At 48.8% G+C, this 12,505-nt stretch carries 15 protein-coding genes; 12 read left to right on the forward strand and 3 right to left on the reverse strand.

From position 1 onward, the window contains the following. Positions 1-2 precede the first annotated feature (2 nt). From ileS to QZZ36_RS07780, 12 genes are all read left to right on the forward strand, one after another. Positions 3-2,780 carry an isoleucine--tRNA ligase gene (gene ileS / locus QZZ36_RS07725; protein WP_295079516.1) on the forward strand — a complete coding sequence of 926 codons (2,778 nt, stop codon included), beginning with the start codon at positions 3-5 and terminating at the stop codon, positions 2,778-2,780. Positions 2,781-2,843: 63 nt separating this feature from the next. Beyond that, positions 2,844-3,353, forward strand: a complete 510-nt coding sequence (lspA, locus tag QZZ36_RS07730; protein WP_295079468.1) for a signal peptidase II — start codon at positions 2,844-2,846, stop codon at positions 3,351-3,353. After that, positions 3,346-4,260, forward strand: coding sequence for an RluA family pseudouridine synthase (locus QZZ36_RS07735; protein ID WP_295079471.1), 915 nt, complete (start codon positions 3,346-3,348; stop codon positions 4,258-4,260). The genes lspA and QZZ36_RS07735 overlap by 8 nt, the downstream gene beginning before the upstream one ends. 11 nt (positions 4,261-4,271) lie before the next feature. Next, positions 4,272-5,093, forward strand: a complete 822-nt coding sequence (locus tag QZZ36_RS07740; RefSeq protein ID WP_295079474.1) for an HAD family hydrolase — start codon at positions 4,272-4,274, stop codon at positions 5,091-5,093. A 4-nt stretch (positions 5,094-5,097) separates the two neighbouring features. Next, a complete protein-coding gene (locus QZZ36_RS07745) occupies positions 5,098-5,424 on the forward strand; it encodes a hypothetical protein (protein WP_295079477.1) in 327 nt (108 codons plus the stop codon). A 202-nt stretch (positions 5,425-5,626) separates the two neighbouring features. Continuing rightward, positions 5,627-6,466 (forward strand): transketolase, encoded by an 840-nt coding sequence (locus tag QZZ36_RS07750; protein WP_295079480.1) that lies wholly within the window; start codon positions 5,627-5,629, stop codon positions 6,464-6,466. 4 nt (positions 6,467-6,470) lie between these two features. After that, positions 6,471-7,415: a transketolase family protein gene (locus tag QZZ36_RS07755; RefSeq protein WP_295079483.1), complete on the forward strand. Its 945-nt coding sequence runs from the start codon at positions 6,471-6,473 to the stop codon at positions 7,413-7,415. A 99-nt stretch (positions 7,416-7,514) separates the two neighbouring features. Further along, positions 7,515-8,159 carry a hypothetical protein gene (locus QZZ36_RS07760; protein WP_295079486.1) on the forward strand — a complete coding sequence of 215 codons (645 nt, stop codon included), beginning with the start codon at positions 7,515-7,517 and terminating at the stop codon, positions 8,157-8,159. 290 nt (positions 8,160-8,449) lie between these two features. Further along, the gene (rplJ, locus tag QZZ36_RS07765) at positions 8,450-8,965 is read left to right on the forward strand and encodes a 50S ribosomal protein L10 (RefSeq protein ID WP_295079490.1); all 516 of its coding nucleotides are present in this window, start codon (positions 8,450-8,452) and stop codon (positions 8,963-8,965) included. A 98-nt stretch (positions 8,966-9,063) separates the two neighbouring features. Beyond that, a complete protein-coding gene (rplL, locus tag QZZ36_RS07770; RefSeq protein ID WP_024861668.1) occupies positions 9,064-9,438 on the forward strand; it encodes a 50S ribosomal protein L7/L12 in 375 nt (124 codons plus the stop codon). A gap of 272 nt (positions 9,439-9,710) precedes the next feature. Next, on the forward strand, positions 9,711-10,484 hold the full coding sequence (locus tag QZZ36_RS07775) for a CAP domain-containing protein (protein ID WP_295079496.1): 774 nt from the start codon (positions 9,711-9,713) through the stop codon (positions 10,482-10,484). A 162-nt stretch (positions 10,485-10,646) separates the two neighbouring features. Then, entirely contained in the window at positions 10,647-11,102 is a 456-nt protein-coding gene (locus tag QZZ36_RS07780) for a GNAT family N-acetyltransferase (protein ID WP_295079500.1), read from the forward strand. 65 nt (positions 11,103-11,167) lie between these two features. Here the strand turns inward: QZZ36_RS07780 and grcA3 are convergent, their stop codons facing one another. From grcA3 to QZZ36_RS07795, 3 genes are all read right to left on the reverse strand, one after another. Beyond that, entirely contained in the window at positions 11,168-11,413 is a 246-nt protein-coding gene (grcA3, locus tag QZZ36_RS07785; RefSeq protein WP_347491806.1) for an autonomous glycyl radical cofactor GrcA3, read from the reverse strand. A 130-nt stretch (positions 11,414-11,543) separates the two neighbouring features. Further along, positions 11,544-11,747: a hypothetical protein gene (locus tag QZZ36_RS07790; RefSeq protein ID WP_295079503.1), complete on the reverse strand. Its 204-nt coding sequence runs from the start codon at positions 11,745-11,747 to the stop codon at positions 11,544-11,546. Position 11,748: 1 nt separating this feature from the next. Further along, positions 11,749-12,505, reverse strand: a 757-nt coding sequence (locus QZZ36_RS07795) for a pyruvate formate lyase family protein (protein WP_295079507.1), incomplete at its 5' end; no start/stop codon positions are given.

Here is a 12,505-nt window from a genome sequence, read left to right on the forward strand (position 1 = left end):
GTATGGCACAGGATTATAACAGCACTCTTAATTTACCGCAGACAGAATTTCCCATGCGCGGAAATCTGCCCAAGAGAGAGCCTGAAACTCTCCAGAAATGGGAGGACGAAAGACTCTACTACAAGATGATAGATAAGAATAAGGGCAAGCCTTCTTATATTCTTCACGACGGACCTCCCTACGCAAACGGCGAGATCCACCTTGGTCACGCGCTGAACAAGTCGTTAAAGGACTTCATCGTAAAGTATAAGAATATGAGCGGATTCTGTGCTCCCTACGTTCCCGGCTGGGATACACACGGTCTTCCTATCGAGCTGAAGGCTATGAAGGCTATCGGAGTTGAGAACGGCGCTATCCCCGCGGTAGACCTGAGAAAGCACTGCCGTGAATACGCTATGACACAGGTCGCAAACCAGATGAAGGGCTTCAAGAGGCTCGGTTCACTGGGCGACTACGATTACCCCTATCTTACCCTCCGTCCCGAGTACGAGGCAAGACAGGTAGAGGTATTCGGAGAAATGTCAAAGAAGGGCTATATGTACAAGGGCCTGAAGCCTGTCTACTGGTGCCCTGACTGTAATACAGCTCTTGCAGAGGCTGAGATAGAGTACTCCAACGATCCTTGCTATTCTATATATGTAAAGTTCAATGTTACCGACGACAAGGGCATTTTCACAGGTCTCGGTCTTGATCTTTCAAAGATATTCTTCGTTATCTGGACAACTACCACATGGACTATCCCCGGCAACCTGGCTATATGCCTCGGTCCGGAGTACAACTATACCCTCGTTCACGTAGGCGACGAGTACTACGTAATGGCTGAGGAGCTTGTAAAGACCACTATGGAAACTGCCGGTATCACAGAGTATACCACAGACCATATTTTTACAGGCGCTGAGCTGGAGGGAATGAAGACAAAGCACCCCCTCTACGACCGTCCGTCACCGATAATCGTCGGCGACCACGTTACTCTTGAAAGCGGTACTGGCTGCGTACATACAGCTCCGGGCTACGGCGTCGAGGACTTTGAGGTGTGCAAGAACTACGACGATATCGGCATAATCGTATGCGTTGACTCAAAGGGCAAGCAGACCGCCGAAGCAGGCGAGTTCGAGGGCATGGATACTGATCAGGCGAACAAGGCTATCGCCGCAAAGCTCACAGAGCTGGGCGCTATGCTGGCTACACAGAAGATCGTCCACCAGTATCCTCACTGCTGGCGCTGCAACAGTCCTATCATATACAGAGCTACAGAGCAGTGGTTCTGCTCGGTTAACGGCTTCAAGGACGAGGCTATAAAGGCTATCGAGTCCGTAAAGTGGATACCTGACTGGGGCGAGGACCGTATCAAGGGAATGGTCCGCGACAGAAGCGACTGGTGTATCTCACGTCAGAGAACATGGGGCGTTCCGATACCAGTTGTTTACTGCAAGGACTGCGGCAAGCCCATATACAACGACGAGACTATCTCCGCTATCGCAGAGCTCTTCCGCAAGGAGGGCGCTGATTCATGGTGGACTAAGGATACAAGTGAGTTTATCCCCGCAAGCGTAAAGTGCGAATGCGGCTGCGGTGAATTCACCAAGGAATATGACATCATGGACGTATGGTTCGACAGCGGCGTATCCCATACTTCTGTTATGGAAGGCAAGGACTTCCCCTGTCTTACATGGCCTGCTGATCTCTACCTTGAAGGTGCCGATCAGTACAGAGGCTGGTTCCAGTCGTCCCTCCTCACATCTGTTGTGTACAAGGGCTGCGCTCCTTACAAGGCAGTATGCACACACGGCTGGGTAGTTGACGGCGAGGGCAAGGCAATGCACAAGTCCCTCGGAAACGGTATCGACCCAAGTGAGATAACAGAGCAGTTCGGCGCTGATATCCTCAGACTCTGGGCAGCTTCTTCCGATTATCACAGCGATATCCGTATATCCAAGCCTATAATCAGCCAGCTTTCCGACGCCTACAAGAAGATCAGAAATACCGCACGTTTCATACTGGGCAACCTCGGAAACGGCGCGGGCTTCGATCCCGACAAGGACTGCGTAAGCGACGATAAGCTCACAGAGCTCGACAAGTGGGCTCTCATGAAGCTGGACAACCTCATCGACACTATGAAGAAGGGCTACGAGGCATTTGATTTCCATATCGCCCTCCATGCTCTCCACAACTTCTGCGTAATAGATATGTCCAACTTTTACCTTGACATAATCAAGGACAGACTTTACTGCGAGAAGGAGGATTCAGTTCTCCGCCGCGCAGCTCAGACGGCAATGTACCGCATTATCAGTGCGATAACAAGACTTGCCGCACCTATCATTTCATTCACCGCTGAGGAGATATGGCAGTTCATGCCACACTCCGCAGACGACGACACTCAGAGTGTATTCCTCAATCAGATGCCGGAAAAGAGCGGCATTGAGTTCACAGCCGACTTCATTGACAAGTGGCAGTTCATTTACAACACAAGACTCGGAGCAAACAAGGCTCTTGAGGACGCAAGAAACGAAAAGACTATCGGTAAGTCCCTTGAGGCTAAGATCATTATCAGGAGCAGCGAGGCTGACTACGATAAATATGTATCTCTTGCTGACCAGCTCAAGGATATCCTCATCGTATCAGGCGTTGAGGTCGAAAAGGGCGGAGCCGAGACTGTTTACGAGGTCGCAAAGGCTGAGGGAGAAAAGTGCGAGCGCTGCTGGTGCTTCAGCAAGTACGTCGGCACAAATCATACTCACCCCACCCTCTGTGAGAGGTGTGCAGCAGCTGTGGAGGTCTGATCTGTATTATATTGCCTGTCGGCTGATCAGTCGGCAGGCAGTCTTATTGAAAGGATAAAACAAGTGGCTATATTACTTGCTTTGCTGGCGGCAGCCCTTATCGCAGCCGATCAGCTTGTGAAATACTGGGCGATATATGAGCTGAAGCCCGTGGGAACTAAGGATTTTATCCATATCGGCGATTTTAAGATATTCGACCTTACCTACCTTGAAAACAAGGGAGCTATATTCGGAATGATGTCCGGAAAACGCTGGTTTCTTGTAGGTTTCACGAGTATCGTGGTGCTCGCAGGCATAATAATGCTCATAAAGGTGTACAGGCGCTCGAAATTCCTTGATGTGGCGATAGTTCTGTTCATTGCGGGAGGAATAGGCAATCTTATAGACCGTTTCCGCTTTGCCTATGTAGTGGATATGTTCGAGTTGAAACTCTTCCGCTTCGCTATATTCAACGTGGCTGACATATGCGTTACGGTGGCTTTCGTAATGCTGCTGATATACGGCATATTCATAGACCCGAAGATCGAGAAGGCAAAGAAAGCCGAAGCTGCGGCAGCAGAGAGCAATGAATGAAACGGTAGTGCTTGCGGTAACTGCGGAGAATGCGGGAAGCCGTATCGACAGGTATATTTCGGACAATATTGCTGAGCTCACACGTTCTGCGGTCCAGGGTCTCATTGAAAAAGGACTTGTCCTTGTGAACGGCAAAGAGGTAAGCAAGAACTGCAAGCTGAAAGCAGGGGACGAGGTGACGGTGGAGATACCGGAGCCTGAGCCGATGGACGCTGTTCCGGAGAATATCCCCCTTGATATAGTTTATGAGGACGATGACCTCCTTGTTGTGAACAAGCCCAAGGGTATGGTAGTACACCCTGCTCACGGAAACTATACCGGCACTCTCGTGAACGCGCTCCTGCATCACTGCGGAGACAGCCTTTCGGGCATAAACGGAGTTATACGTCCGGGGATAGTACACCGTATCGACAAGAACACAAGCGGGCTGCTGATAGTTGCGAAGAACGACGCTTCTCACCTGAAGCTTGCGGAGCAGATAAAGGCTCACAGCTTCACGAGGGAATACGAGGCGGTAGCCTGCGGTTATTTCAAGGATACCGAGGGCACTGTGGACGCTCCCATAGGACGGCATAAGACCGACCGCAAGAAGATGTGCGTTACCAGTGAGAATTCCCGCAACGCTGTCACTCATTACAGCGTGATAAAGCAGTACGGCGGCTACGCCCATGTGAGACTCAGGCTGGAAACTGGAAGAACTCACCAGATAAGAGTACATCTCAGCTACATAGGACACCCTGTACTCGGAGATGACGTTTACGGGAAGCCCTTCAAGGGCATAGAGGGGCAGTGTCTCCACGCCCGTAAGATAGGCTTCATACACCCGTCAACAGGGGAGTATATGGAGTTTGAGAGCGGGCTGCCGGATTATTTCATATCGGTGCTCGCGAAGCTTGAAAAAATGTAGGAGGGATACCGTTGTTTGAAGATATATCAAAAGTAGTCCTGCTTAGCGACATGGACGGCACTCTCCTCAGCACTGACAAGAGGATAACCGACTCCGACAGACGTGCCATAGAGCATTTCAGGGAGCTGGGAGGACGATTTTCAGTGGCTACGGGACGCACAGTGCAGTCCTTTGACCAGTACCGCTCGATGCTGGGACTGAAATACCCCATAATCATGTACAACGGAGCGGCGATATATGATTATATGAGTGGGAAAACACTCTGTTCACACCCTCTCCCCGATAAGGCAAAGGCATATGTAACAGGTATCATGGAGCTTATGCCGGATGTGGGCGGAGAGGTGCTGAAAGCGGAGGGCACCTACGTTTTCAGCAATACCGATTATCAGCAGCTGCATACAAGGCTCTGCGGCATAGAGCCGTATTATAAGGAACTTGAAGAGATAGAGGAAGGCGGCTGGCTGAAGGTGCTGTTTGCCATGTCACCTGAGGACGTGGAATGTATGGAGCTTCTTGTGAAGAAGCTCGGTTACGGGGACGTTGATTTTGTGAAGTCCTCGGAGATATTTTATGAAATGCTCCCCAAAGGAGTGAGCAAGGGCTCCGCTCTTGCGGAATACAGGAAGCTCAGCGGCATGGAGGACTGTACCTTTGTGTCGGTAGGCGACTTCGACAACGATATAGAGATGATAGTCGAAGCTGATCTGGGAGCTTGTCCTGCAAATGCGGAAGATTCCGTAAAGGCAAAGGCAGACCTTATACTCACCCGCACCAATGACGAGGGAGCCGTTTCAGAGCTCATAGAATATATCATCGAAAGGTGCAGAAAGTAGAACAATGAAAAACAAGAAGGCGGCAATAATTGCATACATAATCGCAGTAGTGTGCGTACTGGGACTTATCGGGCTGCTCATTTACAGCAGGGTCAGCGGCAGGGCATCTGAAGCTGCCGCAAGCTTCACTCTTGAGGACGTGGCGATACTTGCGCTGGCGGTATCCGCTGTTCCAATGTGGATAATATCGTTCCTGCTCATGAAGGCTCTCAGGCTCAGGGGCACGCTCCACGAAAAACAGAACAAACTGCTCATATCACTGCCTGCGGCGGTGTGTACGGGCTTTTTCATCTTTTACGTCATAGTCCTTATTATGACAGCTATGAGATGATGTACATATTTATTTTACATTTTTCAGCAAGAAATGCATTGCAATAACTCAAATATTGCGGTATAATATTGGTATAGCCAACCCCGCAGGGGCAGGACCGTCCGTCTGACCTTTCACTTTGAGGATGGAGGAGAAAGCCTGCCCCTGCTACCAAAAAATGCAGATCACGGCATGAGCCGTTAAAAAAATATTGGAGGTCAATATGGACGCAAAGCTTAAAAAGGAATTGCAGAAAACTGCCTGCAAGGTAAGAATGGGCGTTATCGAAGGAACCTATAACGCTAAATCAGGTCATCCGGGCGGTTCGCTGTCGATAAGCGACACACTCACTTATCTCTACTTCAACAAAATGAACAATGATCCCAAGAACCCCGACGCTCCCGAAAGAGACAGGTTCGTCCTCTCAAAAGGACATACTGCACCCGCACTCTACTCGGTACTTGCGCAGAGGGGCTATTTCTCTGTTGAGGAGCTGAAGTCTCTCAGACACATAGGCGCACTTCTTCAGGGTCACCCCTGCATACACATTCCCGGCGTTGATATGTCAAGCGGCTCTCTCGGACAGGGCATCTCAGCAGCCTGCGGTATGGCTCTCGCCGGCAAGATCGACGGCAAGTCATACAAGGTATATACTATCCTCGGCGACGGCGAGATCGAGGAAGGACAGGTATGGGAGGCTGCTATGTTTGCAGCTCACAAGAAGCTCTCAAATCTTGTTGCTATCGTAGATAACAACGGCTTGCAGATAGACGGTCCGATTACAGAGGTATGCTCACCTGAGCCTATCACTGATAAATTCGCAGCATTCGGCTGGCACGTTATCACTATGGACGCTCACGACTTCGACGATATCGACAGAGCCTTCACAGAGGCTGGCTCCGTAAAGGACAAGCCCGTGGCTATCATTCAGAAGTCCACAAAGGGCAAGGGCGTTTCATTCATGGAAAATCAGGTAAGCTGGCACGGTACAGCTCCAAATCAGGAGCAGTACGAGCAGGCTATGTCAGAGCTTAATGCGCAGTTAAAGGAATTGGAGGACTAATCACATGGCAGATGTTATCAAAAAGGCTACCAGAGAAAGCTACGGCGAGGCTCTCAAGGAGCTTGCCGGCGAATATAAGGACCTGGTAGTTCTCGACGCAGACCTTGCTGCTGCAACAAAGACAGGTATATTCAAGAAGGCTTATCCGGATCGTTTCTTCGACTGCGGTATCGCAGAGGCTAATATGATGGGCGTTGCTGCCGGTCTTGCAGCCTGCGGAAAGATCCCCTTCGCAAGCACATTCGCAATGTTCGCTGCAGGAAGAGCTTTCGAGATAGTAAGAAACTCTATCGGCTACCCCCACCTCAACGTAAAGATAGGCGCTACACACGCCGGTATCTCTGTTGGTGAGGACGGCGCTACACATCAGTGCAACGAGGATATCGCTCTTATGAGAACTATCCCCGGCATGACTATCATCAACCCCTGTGACGACGTAGAGGCTAAGGCTGCTGTAAAGGCTGCTCTTGACTTCAACGGTCCTGTGTATATGCGTTTCGGCAGACTTGCAGTACCGGTGATCAACGACGCTGCAAGCTACAAGTTCGAGCTTGGCAAGGGCGTTGTCATGAAGGACGGTAAGGACGTTACTATCGTTGCTACAGGTCTCATGGTAAACGAAGCTGTAGAAGCTGCCAAGGCACTTGAAGCTGAGGGTATCTCCGCAAGAGTTGTTAATATCCACACTATCAAGCCTCTCGACAAGGAGCTCATCTGCAAGTGTGCAAAGGAGACAGGTCTTATCGTTACTGCTGAAGAGCACAGTGTTATCGGCGGTCTCGGCTCTGCTGTTGCAGATGCAGTTACAGAGTGTTGTCCTGTTCCTGTTATCAAGATCGGCGTGAACGACGAGTTCGGTCACTCAGGTCCTGCTGTCGCACTCCTCAAGGAGTTCGGTCTCTCAGCAGAGAACATCGTCAAGACAGTAAAGGCTGCTCTTAAAAAGTAATAAAAAGGCAATAATATGTATTCAGGCAGTTCCCATGAATAGCTCCGAAGGTCATCGGCGTCACGGGAACTGCCGTTTTTATTAAAAGGGGGACTAATTATGAAAAAAATGTCTGTTGGAATACCGCTGTTCGTAGGATTTCTGCTGATCCTGCTCGTGCCTGCAACACTTATCTTCGCTGCGATGAATGCTATGCTCCCTCCGCCCGGCGGAAAGCTTACTGACTGCGTTGTGACGGATTTTGTCAAAGTGGGCAACCATGTAAGTGCAAATGTGGATTACGTAAACAGCAGCGGAAAGACCATAAATGCCAGCATAACCAACGGAGTCGGCAGTAAATCAACTTATGTCGGTGCGCATTATCAGTGCTATGTATACGAGAACAACCCCTTTGAGGTGTACAGAAAGCCCGATAAGCTCGGAATTATATTGCTGTATGCAGGTGCAGCTGCTTCGGCGCTGGCAGGTATCATTGCTGTTGCAGTGCTTCTCAGGAAGCGCGGTGTTCAGGGATACCTTATGAAGAACGGCACGCAGGGTCAGGCTTCCGTCACCAATGTGACCGTAAAGCAGGATAGCAGCGGCTTTACCAACTATATATGCGATTACAGCTTTACTGACAGCAGCGGGCAGCTGCATAAGGGTACCCATACATTCATGAACAGACGTGTAGGCATAGGGGACAGCTTTCCTGTGGTCTATGCGGAAAAAGGCGGGAAAATGCTTTCGGATATTATTGAATGAAAAACCATGCTCAATTTGAGAGGCTTTTTTCGTATCATTTCCCCTCATCTTTTTCTTTTGATTTATTTTCGGGAAATGCTTGACAAATGAGAAATAGTATGCTATAATTATCAAGCTGTGAAATATACAGCATCGTATTCTAAAGACAGCTGGCAGAGCGAAAGCTCAGTAAGTCCCGCCGAGGAATAGCAATTGATAGAATTATCGTTGTCCATTCTGCGCTGTCGGAATGGGCATTTTTATTGCTCTCTCTGAATACGATAAAAATCATTCGGAGGTGAATACACACTATGCCAAGCAATGCTGTACTCGAAGCAAAGAAGGCTAAGGTCGAGAAGCTCACCGAGATCATCAAGAACTCCGTATCAGGCGTTCTCGTTGACTACAAGGGTATCACTGTTGAAGAGGATACCAAGCTCAGAAAAGAGCTCCGTGAGGCTGGCGTCAACTACTTTGTAGAGAAGAACACAATGCTTCTCCGCGCTTTCAAGGAATGCGGTATCGAGGGCTTTGAAGAGGCTCTCAACGGCACAACTGCTCTCGCTGTATCAAGCGACGATCAGACTGCTCCCGCAAGAATCCTCGGTAAGTTCGCTGAGAAGGCAGGCGATGAGAAGTTCAATCTGAAGGCAGGTTTCGTTGAAGGTGAAGTTTACGATCAGGCTGGAGTTGTTGCTCTTTCCAAGATCCCTTCAAAGGACACCCTTCTCGCTCAGCTCGTTGGCTCTCTCCAGGGCCCTCTTCAGAAGCTGGCAGCTACTCTCAACGCTGTTGCAGACAAGAAGAAGGAAGAAGAAGCTGCATAATTGCCGCTTAGTCTTTCACACACGTTACGCGGAGATATGCTCCGCAGTTTAAAATCACAGCCCTGAAGGGCAAATACTATTAAAAGGAGATTATTATCATGGCTTCTGAGAAGATCACAAAATTTGTTGAAGATATCAAGACTCTTTCCGTTCTTGAGCTTTCTGAGCTCGTAGACGCTATCCAGGAGGAATTCGGTGTAACAGCTGCTATCGCTGCTGCTCCTGCTGCTGGTGCTGCTGCAGGCGGCGCTGCTGCTGCTAAGACAGAGTTCGACGTAATCCTTGCTTCCTTCGGTGACGCTAAGATGGGCGTTATCAAGGTTGCTAAGGAAGTTCTCGGTCTCGGCCTCAAGGAGGCTAAGGAGATCGTTGAGGCTGCTCCTAAGGCTATCAAGGAAGGCGTTTCTGAGGCTGAGGCTAACGAGCTCAAGGCTAAGTTTGAAGAGGCTGGCGCTACAATCGAGATCAAGTAATTTATTACGGATCGTATACTATACAGGGAGTTGTACAATATGGTACAACTCCCTTTGTCTATTGTGCTGTATAGGAAGTTCTTCTCACTGTGTAATATGCGAATTTTCGTCATCCCTGTTGACTTGTCGGACAACCTGTGATATAATAAACTTAGACAGCTGGTAAACATTATGTATAATATTTATCGGCTTCGCAGTTTTTTACAGCTTTAAAATATAAGAAGTGAAATGCATGGTTTTGGGGGAAATATGCAGAAACGGAGTGATTTTTTATGAAAAAGCTTTTGGCGTCTGTAATTTCAATAGCTCTGACTATATCGGCTGTGCTGCCGATGATGAGTTTTGCTGCCCCTGATACTGCATTTGTGCTCGGCGACAACATAGTAGAGGCTTCTTCGGCAAATGCCGACGCTTATGCTGAGCAGGTAGTAAAGCTTGTGAACAGCGAGAGATCAAAGAGAGGTCTCCAGCCTGTCAAGGCTCTTATATCCATGAACAAAGCGGCTTCTGCCCGCGCAAAGGAAATAGCAGGCAAGTTCGACCATACACGCCCCGACGGCAGACGCGGCTTTACCGCTGTTGAAGACGCAGGGCTCAACTGGAGCTGGGTAGGCGAGAATATCGCCGCAGGATATCCTACTCCCGAAGATGTTATGAGCGGCTGGATGAATTCAAACGGTCACAGAGATAATATTCTCAATTCCAGATGCAAGTACATCGGTGTGGGCTACTATAATGACGGCGGCTGTGCTAACTGGGTACAGCTGTTTATGGACTCTCCTGTGGAGTACACCGACTTCCCGACTATAAAGGTACAGAGCGGCGACAAGACTAACCTTTCAAAGGGCGATGTGAACGGCGATAATGCAATAAACGCTATCGACGCTTCTGAGGTCTTGACGGAGTACGCAAGCGTTTCCTCGGGACGAGGCTCACGTTTTTCAGCAGCTCAGAAAACTGCCGCTGATATGAACACAAACGGCACAGCAGACGCAGTGGACGCGTCAATAATACTTGGAATATACGCGACTAATGCCACTAAATAAAACAAAATAGGCTGTGCCTGTGAAAAGACACTGGTATAGAAGTTTTAAGCCATAGTATTTCTGATGAAAGTCAGAAGTGCTATGGCTTTTTTATTGACATTTCAGCTGTATCATGCTATAATGTGTACTATTATAAATCGGAAGATGCGGAGCTGATAAACTGTGACGATAGAATATAGAAAAGCAGTATCAGAAGATGCGGAAATACTGGTAAATATCTACGATGCTGCTTTTTACAGCGATTACATGAGATATGGTGCGTGTCCCGGATACGGCAGAACGGTAGAAATGATGAAAGAATCAATAAGAGAGTATCCGAAATATATCATACTGTGCGATAAAAAGCCTGTTGGCTGTGTTTCTTGTAAAATGCAGGAAATGGGAGTATATGAGATAACTTGCCTGTGCATTATCCCTGAGTATCAGGGCAAAGGATTAGGTACTAAGTCAGTTCGGTTTGTAAAGGAGCTTTATGATGATTGGGAGAAGCTCACTTTAGTAACGCCTTTGGATAAGAAGGAAAATGTTAAGTTCTATACCGAAAAATGCGGATTTCGTATAGTATCCATTGAAACAGACGGCAATGTTGAGCTTGCCCGATTCATCACAGAAAGATAAATATAATGCCCCTGAGCGCTTTTTAATACGCTCAGGGGCAAAACTTTATATGTTGCAGCTTTTTATCAGAGACTTGAGTGGAATGTTCTTGAAATAACGTCGTCCTGCTGCTCTTTTGTGAGCTTTACGAAGTTTACTGCGTAGCCCGAAACTCTTACGGTGAGCTGTGGGTACTTCTCAGGGTGAGCCTGAGCGTCAAGGAGAGTTTCACGGGTGAAAACGTTTACGTTAAGGTGGTGTCCGCCTTTTTCAACGTAGCCGTCAAGCAATTCGATGAGGTTGTCTACCTGTTTCTGATTATCCATATTTATCCTCCCTGCAGCGTGACGCTGCACCCTATCCACGTTGCCGCTTGCTTCGCTCGCTCACTTTTTATTAAGCTGCTGCCCGTACATCGCTTACGGCAGTTTGATAGGAAAATGCGATTTATGCGTATGACAATTAAAATTCGTCGTCCTCGGGCTCAAGCTCCGTGGGCTGACAGCAGGCGCCCTTTGTGCCGCAGATATCCGTGCTTTTCACGGTATCGACTTTCAGCTCCGAGCCGTTTCCGACTATATTTACATGACCGCTTCCCTGCGCCATGAGCTGGTCTATCAGGTCTGCAAGCTCCTCAGGGGAGCTTTTATTTTCGGGTGCGCACATATTATTCGCCTCTGAGCTTGTCAAGGTCGAGGTCTCCTGCGAATACCTCCATGTCCTTGCCCAGTGCGTTAGGAACTATTGAGAATGTGTTGGAGATACCGTCCTGTGCGTGTCTGAAAGGCAGTTTAGCTACAGACGAGAGCGAAGCTACAGCGCCGTGAGTGTCTCTGCCGTGCATCGGGTTAGCTCCCGGAGCCAGCGGAACTCCCTGCTTTCTGCCGTCAGGAGTGTTTCCTGTTTTCTTGCCGTATACAACGTTGGAAGTAATTGTAAGAATTGACATTGTGGGCACGCCATCGCGGTAGGTGTGGTGCTTTCTTACGCAGTCCATAAAGCGGCGGACAACTTCAACAGCAAGCTGGTCTACACGGTCATCGTTGTTGCCGTATTTCGGGAAGTCTCCCTCAATTTCGTAGTCAACGACAACGTTCTTGGCAACGCCTGTGACATTGCCTGCCTTGTCCTTTATTTCGATATCCTTGCGGATAGGCTTTACCTTTGCGTACTTGATAGCAGAGAGCGAATCGGCAACGACTGAAAGTCCTGCGATACCTGTTGCGAAATAGCGCTTTACATCTCTGTCATGGAGAGCCATTTGCAGTCTCTCATAGCTGTACTTGTCGTGCATATAGTGGATAACGTTGAGGGTGTTGACATAGAGTCCTGCCAGCCACTCCATCATATCCATGTACTTCTCCCAAACATCGTCGAAGTCGAGATATTCGCTGTCTACAGGTCTGTACTTAGGACCTACCTGA

The sequence above is a fragment of the Ruminococcus sp. genome, from assembly GCF_016287535.1.
Classification (GTDB): Bacteria; Bacillota; Clostridia; order Oscillospirales; family Ruminococcaceae; genus Ruminococcus.